The following is a 15,008-nucleotide window of genomic DNA, read 5'->3' on the forward strand; positions in this document are numbered from 1 at the left end:
GGTCACACGACTTGAACGTAACGCCGACGGGGACGCGCGCGCCATCGCGCGCGGCGACGGGTCCCGCGCCACGTCGTCATCCCGCGACGCACCGTCCCCCAGTATGCGGACAGGTTTTAAGCTATGCGGGAGTGTTGGGTCAGTAGACACTCTCGATGTCCAGCGAACTTCCAGATACACTCTCGGGCGGCTACGAGCGCATCCGCTGGCGGCTCGCACGGGCCGTCGAGATGCTTCGGGGATCCACTATCGCCGAGACGGACTACCGGCCGGCCGAACACGGCCCGCTCGTCTCCTTCTCCGGGCTGGAGGGCTACGAGGAAGTCGACCGCTACTGGGTGAACGCGCCCTACGCGTTCGTCTGGATCGGCCACGACGACGAGGCGAACGAGTACCGCTATCACGTCGTCGAACCCGATCTCGACGACGTCGAGCAGGAACTGCTCGAGAACCTCTTCAGCGACGTCCGGGACACCCTCGTCTACGACGCCCAGTACGACCCGCAGGACGCCGAATCCATCCTGCAAGAGCGCACCCAGCGCCTCCTCGAAGAGTACGGCGCCGAGATCGACCCGAACGCCTTCCACCGCCTCTTCTACTACCTCTATCGGGCGTTCGAGGGCTTCGAGAAAATCGACCCGCTGATGCACGACAACCACATCGAGGACGTCTCCTGCGACGGCTACGGGATCCCGCTGTTCGTCTACCACGACGACTACACCGACATCGAGACGAACCTCTCCTACGAGCAGGAGGAGCTCGACAGCTTCGTCGTCCGCCTCGCCCAGCAGTCCGGGCGGCACATCAGCATCGGCGACCCCGTGACGGAGACGACGCTCCCCGACGGCAGTCGCGCCGAGCTCGCGCTCGGCGAGGAAGTCACCCCGCGCGGGTCCGCGTTCACCATCCGCCAGTACTCCGAGGAGCCGTTCACGCCCGCGACGCTCGTCGACCTCAACACGTTCGACCTCGACCAGATGGCGTACCTCTGGCTCGCCATCGAGTCCAACAAGAGCCTGCTCTTCGCGGGCGGCACCGCCTCGGGGAAGACGACGTCGATGAACGCCGTCTCGATGTTCGTTCCGCCGCGCTCGAAGGTGCTCACCATCGAGGACACCCGCGAGCTCACGCTCTATCACGACAACTGGCTCTCCTCCATCACGCGCGAGAGCCTCGGGGACAGCTCGGACATCACGATGTACGACCTCCTGCGCTCGGCGCTGCGCCACCGCCCCGAGTACATCATCGTCGGCGAGGTGCGCGGCAACGAGGCCATGACGCTCTTCCAGGCGATGAACACCGGGCACACGACGTACTCGACGATGCACGCCGACAGCGTCCAGACCGCGATAAATCGGTTGGAGAACGAGCCGATCAACGTCCCGCGCGCGATGATTCAGAGCCTCGACATCCTCTGCGTGCAGACGCTCACGTACGTCGGCGACGAGCGCGTGCGGCGCAACCGCGTCATCGCCGAGATCGAGGGCATCGACCAGCGCACCGGCGACCTCGACTACTCGACGGCGTTCGAGTGGCGACCCACCGAGGACCGGTTCATCGAGCAGGACAGCGCGGTCCTCGACGAGATCCGCGAGGACCGGGGGTGGAGCCGCTCCGAGCTGCTGTGCGAGCTCCGGAACCGGAAGCGCGTCCTCAAGTACCTCGTCGACCGCGACATCACGGACTACCGGCAGTTCACCGCGCTCGTCAACGAGTACTACGCGAACCCCGAGCAGGTCATCGAGCGCGTCACCGACCGACTCGACGAGGACGTCGAGAGGTAAGCCGTGCTCGAGTACCTCCCGCTCGTCCTCGCCGGCCTCCTCGTCGTCGCGCTCGCGTGCGTCCCGCTGAGCGAGCGCCTCGACCGGCTCGTCACGTGGGTGGGGATCGGCGTCTTCGGGAGCTACGCGCGTTCGCGGGCGAGCGCGAACCGCGAGCAGGCCCGCGTCCTCCGCTCCGCGCACGTCCCCCGGTCGTACGTCGCCTACGCCGCCCGGACGTTCCTCTTCAGCGCCGTCGCCGGCGTCATCGGGAGCGTGCTCGGCCTCTACCTCGTCGCCGCCGTCCTCGTCCTCGTCGAAACCGGCGTCCTCCCGGTCACCGCGTCCGCCTCGATCACCGAGATGGGCGCGCTCCCCCTCTTCGGCGCCGTCCTCCTCGGGAGCGTGACGCTCGGCGTCATCGCGGCGTTCGCAACCTACCAGTTCCGCTGGACGCTCCCCCGCTATCGGGCGGGCGAGCGCGCCCGACAGATCGACTCGACGCTCGAACGCAACATCGCGTTCATGTTCGCGCTCTCGCGCTCCGGGATGGCGTTCACGGAGATCCTGCGCATCCTCGCGCGGAACCACGCCGTCTACGGCGAGGCCGCGCGCGAAGTCGGCGTCACCGTCCGCGACGTCGATCTCTTCGGCGCCGACCTCATCAGCGCGCTCCGACGCACCGCCCAGCGCACCCCGAGCGACGACTTTCAGGAGTTCATCGAGAACCTCACGAGCGTCCTCCAGTCCGGCCAGAGCGTCAGCGGCTTCCTCCACGAGGAGTACGAGCAGTACAAGGAGGAGTCGGAGAGCGAGCAGGAGCGCTTCCTCGAACTCCTCTCGACGCTCGCCGAAGCGTACGTCACCGTCTTCGTCGCCGGCCCGCTCTTCCTCATCACCATCCTCGTCGTCATCGGCCTCGTCCTCGGCGGGACGCTCACCTTCCTCCGCGTCTTCACCTACCTCGTCATCCCGCTCGCCACCCTCGGCCTCATCGTCTACCTCGACAGCATCACGAGCGACACCGACTTCGACCGCGAGCGCATCATCGAGTCCGGCGAGGACTACGAGCGCGTCGTCGAATCGCACACCCCGGAAGCGGACGCCGTCAGCACCGACGGCGGGACGACCGGCGACCTCGCGAACCGCGCGCGACTGCGCATCCACGACCGCATTCAGCCGACTCGCTACGCGCTCACCCACCCCGTCGAGACGCTCGTCGAACAGCCCGTCTGGTTCCTCGCCATCACGTGCCCGATCGCCGTCCTCTACGTCTTCGGCCGCTGGATACTCGCGCTGCTCGCCACGGACACCGCGCCCGCCGAGCTCCTCCAACCCGCGACGCTGGAGTCGCTCCTCGGCGTGCTCGACGACCCCGTCGTACAGGCCGTCCTCTTCGTCGTCGGGTCGTTCGCGTTCATCTGGGAGATACGCAAGCGCCAGATCGACGCGCTCGAACGCGCGATCCCGGACTTCCTCGACCGCCTCGCCAGCACCAACGAAGCCGGGATGCCCATCGTCGCCAGCCTCGAACGCGTCGCGCGCAGCGACCTCGGCGGCCTGAACCGCGAAGTCGGGCGGACGTGGACGGACGTCCAGTGGGGCGCGCCCGTCGAGGCCGCCCTCCAGCGCTTCGAGGACCGCGTCCGAACGCCGACGATCACCCGCATCGTCACGCTCACGACGAACGCGATGAGCGCGACGAGCGACCTCGGACCCGTCCTCCGGATCGCCGCCGACGAAGCGAAGTCCACGCAGCGCCTGAAGCGCGAGCGCCGCAACGAGCTCATCACCTACCTCGTCGTCATCTACCTCGCGTTCTTCGTCTTCCTCGCGATCATCGTCGCCCTCGACACCATCTTCGTGCCCGCGATCCCGACCGCCGAGCAGTTCGGCGGGGGCGGTGCGGCCGCCGGGAGCGCCGTCAGCGGCATCGGCCAGATTACCGCCGCCGAGAAGGACGCCTACAGCCTCCTCTTCTTCCACACCGCGCTCGTCCAGTCCGTCTGCTCCGGCTTCGTCGCCGGCCAGATGGCGGAGAGCGACCCGCGCTCCGGCGCCAAGCACGCGTTCGTGATGCTCGCCATCGCGTACGCCATCTTCCTCGTCTTCGCCTGATCGCCCGCATCCCGGCGCTTCAAGGGCCGGGACGCCCTCCCGTGGTGTATGCCCGACGCCCCCGAACCGCCGACCGGCGACCCCCGCCCCGACCGGGTGTACGACCGCATCGCCGCGCACTTCTCGCAGACCCGCGAGCACCCGTGGCCGGACGTGGCCGACTTCGTCGCCGAGCACGACGGCGACGCGACGCGCGCGCTCGACCTCGGCTGTGGCAACGGCCGGCACGCCGAACTCCTCGCCGAGCACGCCGACGCCGTCGTCGGCGTCGACGCCAGCGCCGGCCTCCTCGCCGAAGCCCGCGCACGCGCCGCCAAACGCGACTACGACCTCTCGCTCGTCCGGGGTGACGCCGCCCGCGTCCCCCTCCGCGACGACAGCATCGACCTCGCCGTCTACGTCGCCACCCTCCACCACCTCCCGAGTCGAGTGGCGCGGCTCGCCAGCCTCGACGAGCTCGCGCGCGTCCTCGACGACGGCGGCGAGGCGCTGCTCAGCGTCTGGTCGACGACGCACGAGCGCTTCGAGGAGCGCGAGAGCTTCGACACCACCGTGGACTGGACGCTCCCCGGCGGCGAGACCGAACCCCGCTACTACCACATCTACGACCCCGAGGCGTTCCGCGCCGACCTCGACGCCTCCGCGCTCACCGTGCTCGACGCCTACGAGTCGGCGGGGAACTCCTACGCCGTCGTCACGTCCTGAAGGGAAACCGTCTTTACCGACCGCCGAAAAACGGGGAATGTCGCGCACCGACGTCGAGCGGACAGGCGGTCTGCGATGCGCGGTGCGAACGAAGCGAGCACCGATGGTCTAGTGGCTAGGACCTGAGCCTTCCAAGCTCATGGCCCGGGTTCAAATCCCGGTCGGTGCATATTCTGTCGACCGGAGTGAGCCGAGAGCCCGGACGACGAGTGCCGACGCCGATGACGGCGTACGCGCGGACCATCGTGCGGAAGGCGCCGTCGAGGGCGTAGCCGAAGGCGGGACGGACGCCCCGTGCGTGTCCGGCGAGCGAGATGCAGGCGGCGCCGACGGCATACGTGAGCGCCCCGGCGAGCACGACGTCCTTCCCGGAGAGCGCGAGGAACTCGTGGTCGGTGAAGACGACGAGTCGGCTGTCGGTCGCGGACACGGTGTACGCCGGCAGTACCGGGCGGTCGTGATGCGGAGACTGGCACGCGGCCGGCCGTGGGACGCGGACGCGTGCGTCGCGCCCTCAGAGCTCGATGCGTTCGACGAGCTGGTTCCCGTCGCCGCCGACGTTCATGGCGACGATGCGGATCTCCTCTTCGAGCATCGACTCCTCGAGCTTCTCCTTCAGGAGGCTGTCGACCTGATAGACGCCGGCGGCGTTGCGCATCCGGATCTCGACGAGAACCGGGACGTCCTCGTCCTTGTCGCGGCCGTCGCGGAGCGTGACGGACTCGATGGCCTGACTGGAGATGGTGTTGATGCCGCGTCCGCCGCGCTCGTAGGGGATGCGCGAGCGCCCGCGCTCCATGTCGAGGCCGTCAGCGACGCGGATGACGCCGGCCTCGACGGTGAGCGGTTTCTCCTCGGTGTGGTGGCAGAGGATGGCGTGGAGCACTTCGGCCTTCACGCGGACGGCGTCCGCCGTGTCGTAGAATTCGGGGAGGAGCCGGTCGAGGATGTCGGCGGCGAGCGGAATCGACCAGTAGGCGTGGTCGTCGCGGTGGACGACGTGCCCGATGTCGTGGAGGGTCGCGGCGAGCGCGACGATGACGGGTTCGTCCGCCTCCGCGAGGCCCTGATCGGCCGCGCCGTTGAACTCGACGCCGCCGCGCTTGAGGAGGTCGTAGAGGCGGAGCGCGCGGTTGCGGACGATTTCGATGTGCTTCGCGCCGTGGTCGTTGTACCCCTTCCGGGTGACGGGGTTGACGTTCTGGGCGTCGAGGAGCGCGACGACCTCGGGGTCGTTCGTGAGGACGCCGAGGACGTCGTTCAGCTTCTCGTCGGGGAAGGCGTGCGTCGCGTCGGGGTCGTACTCCTGCATCCCGCGGTCTTCGGTCGCGGGACCGTCGCTGTCGCTCATACCGGACGTGTGTCGCGCGGCGGTAAAAAGGAGCGGGACCTCGGTGTCGAGCGGCCGAACCGGGCCGCCGCTGTGTTCGGGGTCGCGCTAGTCGGCGGCTTCGGCGGCGGCCTCCTCGACTTCCTCGTAGTCGGGCTCGACGCCGGGGTCGTCGGTCACCCACTTGTAGGTGACTTCGCCGTCGGCGTCGAGGACGAAGACGGAGCGCTTCGCGACGGCGTAGCCGAAGCCGGCGAAGTCGTCGTCGACGACGTCGAAGGCCTCGACGGCCTCCTTATCGGAGTCGCTCACGAGGTCGAAGTCGAGGTCGTTCTGGTCGCGGAACTCGTTGTTCGCGAAGGGCGTGTCGACGCTGACGCCGTAGACGGTCGCACCGACGTCCTCGAACGCGTCGAGGTTGTCGCGGAACGTGCACATCTCGTCGGTGCAGACGCCGGTGAACGCCCCGGGGTAGAACGCGAGGACGAGCGGTTCGTCGCCGAGTTCCTCGGAGAGCGTGAAGGAGCCAACGTCGCCGTCGGCGAGCGGTGCAGTGAAGTCGGGTGCGTCGTCTCCAACGTCAACCATGGGTAGTCGTTTGGCGGCATCGCCCATGATGGTTGCGTTCCCAGCGGAACGGGCGCCGAGGTAGCGGTGCGCGATACCACGCGACACGGTTTGGCCACTCGAGTCGCGCCTCCGAACGCGATCCCGAACTCGAAGACGCCGCGTACGGTCCCGTCGGCGCGTCTCCCGGCCGAACGCCGGAGGGAGCAAAAAGCCTATAACTGGCAGTTTGCTACGGAAAGGTAGAGATGCTCACCAGTACCCCAGCGTTCCTGGGCGGCATGCCGGGCGGGATGGAGTTGGCGCTCATCCTCCTCATCGCGGTACTGCTGTTCGGTGCGAACAAGATCCCGAAACTCGCGCGCTCGACGGGGCAGGCGATGGGCGAGTTCAAGCGCGGCCGCGAGGAAATCGAGGAAGAACTGCAGGAGGTCCGCGACGGCGGAGCCGACGACTCCGAGGAGAGCGAGGTCGTCACCGAGACCGAGTCCACCGACACCTCGAAGAGCGCGAACTAAGCCGCCCGGAAGAGCAACCGTTTTTCATCCCCACTCCCGTAGCCACCGCCACGGGGCGTGTGGCCAAGCGGACACGGCGAGCGGTTCCTAACCGCTAGATCGCGGGTTCGAGTCCCGCCACGCCCGCTATTCCGTCGAGTGTAAGGAGGCGAACAGCGATGCGGACGGGTTCGAATCAGTGAGCAAATCGAAGATTTGCGACCGTGGTTCGAGTCCTCGCCACGCCCGTACAGCGACGGGCGAGGGGGCGAGGGCGGCACGAGGTTCGCTCAGGCGATCCGGACGTGAACGGTCGTCACGGGGACGACGGCGGTTTCGACGCCGCTGAACTCGCAGGTGACGGTGTCGTTCGCGGCGTCGCCGTCGCAGGTCGTGTTGTCGTAGGCGTCGAGATGGCGTTGCCACGGGTCGGTCCGGGGCGTCTGCACCGTGACGGTGACGGTGTCGTTCGTCGCCGTCGTGAGCGTTCGGACGGACCGGTCGCTCGGTGTCGGGACGCGGAAGCGCACGAGCGCGCGCGTCTGGCCGCCAATCGTCGTTTCCTCCGGGAAGTGCGTGTCGACGATGGGGAAGAGTGCGCGCTCGCCCGTCTGCACGTCGGACGGTTGGAGCATGACGGCGCCGGAGCGCTGCGAGCGGATGACCGCGCCCTGCACGTAGACGATGTCCGTGTCGTCGGCGCTGTAGACGACCGGCGTTATCTCCCGCGACACCGAGGCGTTCGGCCCGGCGCTGACGGTCACGGTGACGGGGTCACCGGGGCCGATACGGGCGTTCGAGAGCTTGATCTCGGTCGTTCGCGCCGGCGCACCACGGTGGAGGACGTCGTCGGCGTTCGAGTCGAGGACGCCGAACGCGACCTCGGCGTTCGAGAGTCGCTCGGCGTCGCGTGCGTCCTGGAGGCCGGAGAGACCCGTGGTGTAGACGACGCCGACGGTGCTGATGATGAGCCCGAAGACGAGGACGAAGCCGACGACGTCGCTGACGCCGCGCTCGCCCGCCTCAAGGCTGAGGTGACGCCCCGGCCGGTCAGCCATCGCGCACCTCCAGTTCGTCGCCGTCGGCGACGACGCGCAGCGAGCCACCGGCATGCGTGGTGTTGCGCGCGAGGCCGTGTTCGAGGTGGATGGTGCGCGAGACGGTGACGTCCGACCTGGGCGCGGTGAGGACGACGCGAACCGCGCCGCCGGCCGGCCCGGGGTCGCCGACGTGGACCGTGTAGGAGCGACCGACGACGCGGGAGGGGAGCGGCGCGTCGACGGCGACGAACTCCGCGTCCGTCTGCGTGAGGAGGCGGTCCGCAGTCGCGAGGTCGTTCGCGAAGCGGTCGCCGATGACCTGGAGCTCGGTGTCGACGGCGCGCTCGCGCTGGTCGCCGACGAAGCCGGACGCCGCGATGAGGAGGCCGGTGACGACGAGCAGCGCGATGCCGATGTTCAGGACGTAGCCGACGACGGTGGCGACGCCGCGTCCGTCGTCGCGCCCTACATCCGCCATACGACCACCTCCACGTCGACGACGTTGTAGACCCTCGAGTTCGGCGCGGCGTCGGGCGCGAAATACGTGACGTCGCTGACCTCGTCAGTACTCGCGCCGCCCGACGTGGCGACGTGGTCGCCGTCGTAGAGCGTCACGGACCGGCTGGCGCTCACGGCGTTCTCGGTCGGCTCGCCGTTGTAGACGAACCGCCGCGTGCGGCGGTCCTCGCCGTTCGCGCCGATGTAGACGAACCGGACGTTGTACGCGATACCCGTCCCCGTGAACGTCTCGTTCAACCGGTCGAGCAGCGCGAGGTCGCTCGTCGGCCCGCTCCCGACGTGGAAGCCGCGGTCGCCCGACCCGACGAAGCGCGCGCTCGAGGCGTTCCAGTGGAGGGCGGACTCGCGGAGCGCGGACGACCCGACCGTGGTGAGGACGCCGTGGGCGGCGGCGCGCTCTTGGGTCTCGATGTGCTGGTTCGCCGTCGACGCCGTCAGCGGCGTCACGGCCGTCATCTGGAGTGCGAGCACGATGCTCGTCACGACGAGGAGCGCCGCCGTGACGCCTTCGAGCGTGTGCGCCTGCCCGCGGTCGGAGGACGTCACCAGACGGTCACCCGGAGGTCGGCGTGGTCGCCCTGATAGGAGACGACGCGCCACGCGCCCGACGTCGAGGCGTCCGACGGTGGCGTCGGCCCGCGGCTCGCTATCCGCCCGCTCTCGTTCGTGAGCGTGACGTTCGCGTCCATCAGCGGCGGAACGTCGAGCGTCGGGCCGTCGAAGTTCAGGGGTTCGCGGAGCGTGTACGGGTCGCCCTCGACCGCGAGGTCCTGTTGGACGAGGTCGTCGGCGACGCGGTTCGAGACGGCGGGCGCGGACTCCTGGCCGCTCGCGAACGGCGTGATGAGGCCGGGGACGAAGGAGAAGGCGAACGCGACCGTGAGCAGGAAGACGCTCGCGCCGACGGCGAAGTCGATGGTGGTCTGGGCTCTCTCACTCATGGCTCTAGATGAACGTGAAGACGACGAGCGCGACCGTCGGGAGGACGACGGCGAACTTCACGCCGCTGAGGAGGTCGGCGTCGCGGATGTAGCCGGCGATGAACCCCGAGAGGACGCCCTGAATGGTGACGGCGTGGAAGAACATCATGTTCAGCTTCTGCGTGTCGATGCCCCCACCGAAGCTCATGCTCCCGCCGCCCGCCTGCGAGGCCGCCCCGCCGCCCCCGCTCGCCTGCGTGGCGAGGCCCGCCATCACGTCGAGGAAGCGCACCTTCAGAATCGCCATGACGGCGAGCAGGGTGAGGTAGGTCATGATGATGATGACGACCTGCATTCGGGTGCGCGACTTGCGCTCGCGCTCGATGTCGTCCTGGTTCTCGGAGGCCTGCGCGGCCGTCGTCAGCACGGCGGATATCTGCGAGGAGGCCTCCTGGGCCTTGCTGACGAGTTTGACGGTGCGTGCGAGGCGCGGGATGTGGTACTTGTTGTTGAACTCGACGAGCGCGTCGCGCAGGCTCGTCCCGTAGTTCACCTTCGCGTAGACGATCTTGAACTCCTCGCCGAGCTTCCCCGACGACGTGTCGGAGACGGTCTTGATGGATTCGAGGAGGGTGAGGCCGGTGTCGTTCGCGGAGGAGAGCTTGCGGAGGTCGTCGGAGAGCTTGTTCGTGATGCGGTGGCGAGAGCGCTCGTTCCACTCGCGGAACGCCGCGAGCGGCAGGAAGACGAGGTACATCGGGACGTACACCCAGACGAAGGTGCCGGCGATGGCGCGGTCCTGCATCCCCTGTAGCGTCGTCGGCGCGGTGCCGGCGGAGACGGCGAGCGCGAGGATGACGACGGAGACGGGGACGGTGAGGCCGAGCGTGTAGAGCGGGTGGCGCTTGAAGAAGAGGTGGGGGTGCGTGAACACCCACTTCGCCTCGTGCGTGCCCTCGCGGTCGTAGATGCGCTCGAAGATCGCGCCGCCGTCCTTGAAGCGCTCGATGAGGCCGAGGTTGAGGAGGCCGGGCTCGCGACTCGTCGTCTCCTCGCCGCCCTCGCCGTCCTGCAGGCGGAGGTAGCCGTCGCCGGGTTCGTCCTCCTTCACGGTGGAGACGAGGACGAGGAAGCCGACGCCGACGAGCGGGATGAGCGCGTAGACCGTCCCGTAGAGGAGGCGGTCCTGTGACTGGCCGAGCATGCTCATGATGACGAGGATGATGATGAGCAGGAGCGGGAACAGCGAGAGCGTCATGAACATCTCGCCGAAGAGCTCGAGTGTGTCGAGCGTGAGTTCCTGTTGCTGTTTCGCCGTCCGCATGTGCTTGTCCTTCTTGTCGGAGAGGAAGCTCGTCATGTCCCCACCGGAGTTGACGATGGAGAGCATGTCGGTGAGGAACTGGCTGAGCTCGTCCGACGGCGTCTCGAGCGAGCGGTTCCGCACCGCCGTCCGGTAGTCGGTGTCGAAGTACTGCGTCTCCTGGACGATGCTCCGGAACTCCAGGGCGACTTCGCCGTAGGTGTCGTCGGCTTTCGCCATCGCTTCGAGGATTTCGAGCTGGTTCATGCCGCCCATCGAGAGGGCGTACATGAACGCGACGGCGTCCGGGAGGAGCATGTTTATCTCGCGTTTGCGCTCGCCGGCGGTCATGTACGGGATGCCGACGAGGCCGCCGAAGCCGGCGGCGAACCCGATGGTGCCGAAGAAGAGCCCGGTGACGAGGACGAGCGCGGGGACCTTGATGAGGTCGAGGAAGTCCGCGACGGCCTGACTCGGGATGTAGAGGCCGACGAGGTCCTCGGTCGGGATGACGCCGGTCGCGAAGAGCGCCCATCCGGCGAGCGTCCCGAGCGCCCAGAGGACGAGTCCGACGATGACGCCGATGCCGAGCGCGCGCGAGAGGAACAGCTCGACGGTCTCGTCGCGGCGCGCTTCCGCGAGCTTCGTCTCGACGTCCGCGACGAAGTCGCTCGAGTCGTCGAAGAGCCACTGGTAGAGCGGGTAGAAGGTCTGTGCGAGGAGGTCGCCGGAGCCGAACGTCGACTCGTTCTCGAAGCTCATTCCGCCCCCTCGTCACCCGTCCCCGTGTCGGCGTCCTCGCCCGTCCCTCCGGTCGGTTCCTCGTCCTCGGTCCCTCCCGTCGCGTCCTCGGTGGTCGCCCCCGTGCTCGCGTCCTCAGCCTCGCCCGCGTCCGTCTCCGCGCTCCCCTCTTCGCCCGCCCCCTCGGTCGCCGCCGTCTCCTCGTCCGTCTCCTCGCCCGTCTCGTCGGGCGCCTCCTCGCCGGCGCCTTCGGTGGCCTCCGCGTAGACGTCCTCGATGGTCGGCGTCTCGCCGGACTCGTCGACGACGACGTCGGCGTCGGCGGCCTCCTGTGCGGCCGCCGTCAGCGCGAAGCTGATGTCGGGCGCCTCCTCGCCGCGATACTCCTCGAAGAGATCGTCCTCGGCGCGCTGGAGGAGGTCGATAGCCTCCTCGTAGACGTCCTCGGTCGGGTCGGGGCGGGGCACCATCGCCTCCTTCTCCGGGTCGACGTCGATGAGGACGGACTCCATCCCGCGCAGGTCGGCGAGGCTCTCCTCGAGGGCGTCGTTCGCCATCAGCGTCAGGATGGTGTCCGGGTCGGCGATGTACGCTTGGAGGGTCGCGGCGACCTGCGTGTACTCGTTCAGGCCGTTCCGGATGAGGTAGGCGAGGACGACGCGGCGCTCGAAGAGCTCGCGCTGGAGCGTCTCGCGCGACCACCCCCGGTCGAACTGGATCTCGTCGAGCGTGTTCGACTCGGTGAGCTGGCGGAACTCGTCGCCCTCGGGCTCCCACTGGAAGACGTCGCTGACGTTGATCTCGTCGTTCTCGGCGTCGTAGCGGTTTATCTCCGTGATGCTCCGGTTCCGGCGGACCTTCTTGCCCTGCACGCGCGTCGAGGACTGGATGGAGACGAGGTCGAGCGCGGTGAACAGCGTCTTCGAGACGTTGATGGGCGCGGTCGTGAAGCGCTTGAGGACCTCGCTGACGTTGTCCGCGTGGAACGTCGTGTACGTCGTGTGGCCCGTGGACATGACCTGGAAGAGCGTGCGGCCCTCCTCGCCGCGCACCTCGCCCATGACGATGTAGTCGGGGCGCTGGCGGAGCGCGGCCTCCAGCAGGTCGAATTCGTCGATGTCGCCCTTCTCGTCCTCGCCGAAACTCGGGCGCGTGACGGACGCCACCCAGTTGCGCTGGGGGAGCTCGACTTCGCGGGTGTCCTCGATGGAGACGATCTTCGCGTTGCTCGGGATGAACAGCGAGACGGCGTTCAGGCTCGTCGTCTTCCCCGAGGCGGTGCCGCCCGCGAAGATGAGGCTCTTGTTGTTCTCGATGCAGAGCCAGAGGTACGCCATCTCCTCGAGGGAGAACGTCTTCCAGTTGATGAGGTCGACCGGCGTGAAGGGGACGTCCTTGAACTGGCGGATGGTGTAGTTCGTCCCGTGGTCGGACACCTCGCGGCCGAGCGTGAGCTGGGCGCGCGAGCCGTCCGGGAGCGTCGCGTCCACCTGCGGCTGGCGCTTCGAGATGCCCTTCCCGGAGCGCTGGGCGAGCTTCACGACGAAGTCGTCGAGGCTCTGCGTGCCGTGGTAGACGTTCGTGATGAGCTGCTCGTAGTCGGAGTGATACGCGAACACCGGGGACTCGTAGCCGTCACAGGAGATGTCCTCGACGTTCACGTCGTGCTTGATGCCGTCGATGCGCTCGTAGCCGATGAAGTCGCGCTTGAGGTAGTAGAGGAGCTTCTCGACCTGATACTGCGTGAGCGTCTGCGCGTCCTCCTCGAGGACGGCGGGTTCGGGGCGGGCGGCGATGCCGTCGAGTCGGTCGGTCGTCGACTCCTCGCTCGCCCCCGCCTCGCCGGCGTCCTCGCCCTCGCCGGTGAACTGCTCGACGGCCTCTCGGAGTCGGTCGACGAACGACACCTCGCCGCGAACGTCGCCGCTGTAGATGTCGTAGCGCTCGAGGAGCTCGCGGGTCTCGCGCTCGATGACGTCGCGGCGCTCGCGCTCGCTCCCCTCGGCGGCGACGTCGTCGCTCGCGTACTTGATCGCGGTGCGTAGCTTCCCGGTCAGGAACTCCTGGAGGTCGTCCTCCAGTTGGTTCTGGTAGGGCTCGACGAGGTAGTACTTCATCTCGTTCTCCTTGTCGGAGTGGAAGATGACGACGAACGCGTAGGGCTTGTTCACCCAGTAGCGCTCGACCTCGGCGAAGTGGGACTTCTTCTCGAGGGCGACCTCCTTCTCGAGGTCGTAGCGGTTCGCCATCGTGGTGGTCCCGTGAACGTCGCTGAAGAACTCGTCCTCGTCCTCGTAGGAGAGGTCGAGGGTGCGTTCCTCGACGACGTCGTCGCCGGTGTCGGCGATTTCGCCGCCGCGCGAGAGGAAGCCCGGGAGGTCGTCGGGATCGAAGCCGAGGTACTCCTCGGGGTCGAACGGGACGACGTTCTCCTCGTCGTCGGTCGGCGGCTCGCCCTCCTCGTCGTAGTAGTACTCGTCCTTGAAGTCCTCCCACGTGTACTCGCCCTTGACGACCGCTGGCCCCGGTTCCTCGGGCTCGCTCTCGGGGGCGTCGGCCTCGGGCGTCGCGGAGGACGCGCCGTCGACGCCCTCCGGGTCGGCCGGTTGCTCGGCGTCCCCGGCGGCGTCGTCGGCTTGGTCCGTGGACATCGTCCCCTGATTCGCACAGCAGTCTGAAAAACACTTGTGGCCGAGTCGAGCGTCGATACGTCGCCGCTGGCGGCCGAGATAGCGGACGGCCGTGCCACTTCGTCAGTTCTTAACCGCTCGCGCCCCCTCGTACGTGTATGGATGACGTTTTCATCGCTCGCGTGATGTCCGCCGGCGTCACGACCGTCTCCCCGGAGACGTCGGTCGAGGAGGCCGCACAGATGATGCTCTCGGAGGACATCGGCTCGGTCGTCGTCGTCGACGACGAGGACGAACTGCTGGGAATCCTCACGACGACGGACTTCGTCCGCATCGTCGCCGAGCGCCAGCCCAAGGACAACTCCACCGTCTCCGAGTTCATGACGCGCGACGTCGAGACGGCGGGCGCCCAGGACCTCGTCGTGGACGTCGCGGCGCGCCTCGTCGAGGAGCGCATCCACCACATGCCGGTGGTCGACGAAGACGACCACGTCATCGGGATGGTGACGACGACCGACCTCACGTCCTACGTCTCGACGCTCGACGAGCACGACGCCGAGTAAGTAGACGGTCGTCCACCGACCCTAGGTTTTTGGTAACGCATCGCATAGTGTCTCGTATGGCGACGAGCGCACTCAGACCGGTGACGACGGAGGACGGCGAATCGGCGTACGTCGACCCCGAGGACTCCACCAACGGCTCGCGCGGGCCGTTCGTCGCGCTCTACCGCGACCCCGAGCGCCACGTCCGCTACGGCTGGCTCTGCACGAACTGCGGCCGGAGCGACACCACCATGGACACGATGGGGCGCGTCGAATGCCGGGGCTGTGGCAACCGGCGCAAGCCCACGAGCTGGGACGCCGGCTACCTGTAGG

14 protein-coding genes and 2 tRNA genes are annotated in these 15,008 nt (G+C 68.0%); 8 read left to right on the top strand and 8 right to left on the bottom strand.

The genetic code is table 11. The features are described 5' to 3' along the window. Positions 1-155 precede the first annotated feature (155 nt). The 4 genes from EFA46_RS09610 (at position 156) to EFA46_RS09625 (ending at position 4,755) form a co-directional block, all read left to right on the top strand. Entirely contained in the window at positions 156-1,784 is a 1,629-nt protein-coding gene (locus tag EFA46_RS09610) for a type II/IV secretion system ATPase subunit (protein WP_123076320.1), read from the top strand. Between the two features lie 3 nt (positions 1,785-1,787). Next, on the top strand, positions 1,788-3,881 hold the full coding sequence (locus tag EFA46_RS09615; RefSeq protein WP_123076318.1) for a type II secretion system F family protein: 2,094 nt from the start codon (positions 1,788-1,790) through the stop codon (positions 3,879-3,881). Between the two features lie 48 nt (positions 3,882-3,929). Continuing rightward, the gene (locus EFA46_RS09620; protein WP_123076316.1) at positions 3,930-4,586 is read left to right on the top strand and encodes a class I SAM-dependent methyltransferase; all 657 of its coding nucleotides are present in this window, start codon (positions 3,930-3,932) and stop codon (positions 4,584-4,586) included. Positions 4,587-4,683: 97 nt separating this feature from the next. Next, positions 4,684-4,755 (top strand) — tRNA-Gly (locus EFA46_RS09625). Positions 4,756-5,100: 345 nt separating this feature from the next. On the opposite strand, the gene EFA46_RS09630 is transcribed toward EFA46_RS09625, so the two are convergent. Together EFA46_RS09630 and EFA46_RS09635 are read right to left on the bottom strand one after the other, a co-directional pair. Continuing rightward, positions 5,101-5,937 carry an HD domain-containing protein gene (locus EFA46_RS09630; RefSeq protein ID WP_123076314.1) on the bottom strand — a complete coding sequence of 279 codons (837 nt, stop codon included), beginning with the start codon at positions 5,935-5,937 and terminating at the stop codon, positions 5,101-5,103. 87 nt (positions 5,938-6,024) lie between these two features. Beyond that, on the bottom strand, positions 6,025-6,504 hold the full coding sequence (locus tag EFA46_RS09635; protein ID WP_123076312.1) for a redoxin domain-containing protein: 480 nt from the start codon (positions 6,502-6,504) through the stop codon (positions 6,025-6,027). 227 nt (positions 6,505-6,731) lie between these two features. Between EFA46_RS09635 and tatA the strand changes: the two genes are divergently transcribed. Both tatA and EFA46_RS09645 read left to right on the top strand, forming a co-directional pair. Then, a complete protein-coding gene (tatA, locus tag EFA46_RS09640) occupies positions 6,732-7,001 on the top strand; it encodes a twin-arginine translocase TatA/TatE family subunit (RefSeq protein ID WP_229870823.1) in 270 nt (89 codons plus the stop codon). 53 nt (positions 7,002-7,054) lie between these two features. After that, a tRNA-Arg gene (locus EFA46_RS09645) sits at positions 7,055-7,127 on the top strand. Between the two features lie 143 nt (positions 7,128-7,270). On the opposite strand, the gene EFA46_RS09650 is transcribed toward EFA46_RS09645, so the two are convergent. Genes EFA46_RS09650 through EFA46_RS09675 form a run of 6 tightly spaced genes read right to left on the bottom strand, consistent with a single transcriptional unit; the run spans position 7,271 to position 14,154 of the window. After that, on the bottom strand, positions 7,271-8,038 hold the full coding sequence (locus tag EFA46_RS09650; protein ID WP_123076310.1) for a hypothetical protein: 768 nt from the start codon (positions 8,036-8,038) through the stop codon (positions 7,271-7,273). Further along, the gene (locus EFA46_RS09655) at positions 8,031-8,498 is read right to left on the bottom strand and encodes a hypothetical protein (RefSeq protein ID WP_123076308.1); all 468 of its coding nucleotides are present in this window, start codon (positions 8,496-8,498) and stop codon (positions 8,031-8,033) included. The genes EFA46_RS09650 and EFA46_RS09655 overlap by 8 nt, the downstream gene beginning before the upstream one ends. Next, complete coding sequence (locus tag EFA46_RS09660; RefSeq protein WP_123076306.1) at positions 8,486-9,085, bottom strand: hypothetical protein; 600 nt, start codon at positions 9,083-9,085, stop codon at positions 8,486-8,488. Before EFA46_RS09660 ends, EFA46_RS09655 begins: the two co-directional genes overlap by 13 nt. Then, on the bottom strand, positions 9,082-9,480 hold the full coding sequence (locus tag EFA46_RS09665; RefSeq protein WP_123076304.1) for a hypothetical protein: 399 nt from the start codon (positions 9,478-9,480) through the stop codon (positions 9,082-9,084). Before EFA46_RS09665 ends, EFA46_RS09660 begins: the two co-directional genes overlap by 4 nt. A gap of 4 nt (positions 9,481-9,484) precedes the next feature. Beyond that, entirely contained in the window at positions 9,485-11,524 is a 2,040-nt protein-coding gene (locus EFA46_RS09670; protein WP_123076302.1) for a type II secretion system F family protein, read from the bottom strand. Continuing rightward, complete coding sequence (locus tag EFA46_RS09675) at positions 11,521-14,154, bottom strand: ATPase, T2SS/T4P/T4SS family (protein WP_123076300.1); 2,634 nt, start codon at positions 14,152-14,154, stop codon at positions 11,521-11,523. The genes EFA46_RS09670 and EFA46_RS09675 overlap by 4 nt, the downstream gene beginning before the upstream one ends. A gap of 137 nt (positions 14,155-14,291) precedes the next feature. Here EFA46_RS09675 and EFA46_RS09680 point away from each other — a divergent pair, with 137 nt between their 5' ends. Together EFA46_RS09680 and EFA46_RS09685 are read left to right on the top strand one after the other, a co-directional pair. Then, positions 14,292-14,696 carry a cyclic nucleotide-binding/CBS domain-containing protein gene (locus tag EFA46_RS09680; protein ID WP_123076298.1) on the top strand — a complete coding sequence of 135 codons (405 nt, stop codon included), beginning with the start codon at positions 14,292-14,294 and terminating at the stop codon, positions 14,694-14,696. A 56-nt stretch (positions 14,697-14,752) separates the two neighbouring features. After that, positions 14,753-15,007, top strand: coding sequence for a DUF5816 domain-containing protein (locus EFA46_RS09685; RefSeq protein ID WP_123076296.1), 255 nt, complete (start codon positions 14,753-14,755; stop codon positions 15,005-15,007). Position 15,008: the final 1 nt, after the last annotated feature.

The sequence above is a fragment of the Halarchaeum sp. CBA1220 genome (genome assembly GCF_003721175.2).
GTDB lineage: Archaea > Halobacteriota > Halobacteria > Halobacteriales > Halobacteriaceae > Halarchaeum > Halarchaeum grantii.

Excerpts from the sequence above, each read along its gene's own strand:
- EFA46_RS09630 (WP_123076314.1), bottom strand. The coding sequence starts at position 5,937 with ATGAGCGACAGCGACGGTCCCGCGACCGAAGACCGCGGGATGCAGGAG.
- EFA46_RS09610 (WP_123076320.1), top strand. The coding sequence starts at position 156 with ATGTCCAGCGAACTTCCAGATACACTCTCGGGCGGCTACGAGCGCATC.
- EFA46_RS09620 (WP_123076316.1), top strand. The coding sequence starts at position 3,930 with ATGCCCGACGCCCCCGAACCGCCGACCGGCGACCCCCGCCCCGACCGG.
- EFA46_RS09675 (WP_123076300.1), bottom strand. The coding sequence starts at position 14,154 with ATGTCCACGGACCAAGCCGACGACGCCGCCGGGGACGCCGAGCAACCG.
- tatA (WP_229870823.1), top strand. The coding sequence starts at position 6,732 with ATGCTCACCAGTACCCCAGCGTTCCTGGGCGGCATGCCGGGCGGGATG.
- EFA46_RS09685 (WP_123076296.1), top strand. The coding sequence starts at position 14,753 with ATGGCGACGAGCGCACTCAGACCGGTGACGACGGAGGACGGCGAATCG.
- EFA46_RS09635 (WP_123076312.1), bottom strand. The coding sequence starts at position 6,504 with ATGGTTGACGTTGGAGACGACGCACCCGACTTCACTGCACCGCTCGCC.
- EFA46_RS09680 (WP_123076298.1), top strand. The coding sequence starts at position 14,292 with ATGGATGACGTTTTCATCGCTCGCGTGATGTCCGCCGGCGTCACGACC.
- EFA46_RS09650 (WP_123076310.1), bottom strand. The coding sequence starts at position 8,038 with ATGGCTGACCGGCCGGGGCGTCACCTCAGCCTTGAGGCGGGCGAGCGC.
- EFA46_RS09670 (WP_123076302.1), bottom strand. The coding sequence starts at position 11,524 with ATGAGCTTCGAGAACGAGTCGACGTTCGGCTCCGGCGACCTCCTCGCA.
- EFA46_RS09665 (WP_123076304.1), bottom strand. The coding sequence starts at position 9,480 with ATGAGTGAGAGAGCCCAGACCACCATCGACTTCGCCGTCGGCGCGAGC.
- EFA46_RS09655 (WP_123076308.1), bottom strand. The coding sequence starts at position 8,498 with ATGGCGGATGTAGGGCGCGACGACGGACGCGGCGTCGCCACCGTCGTC.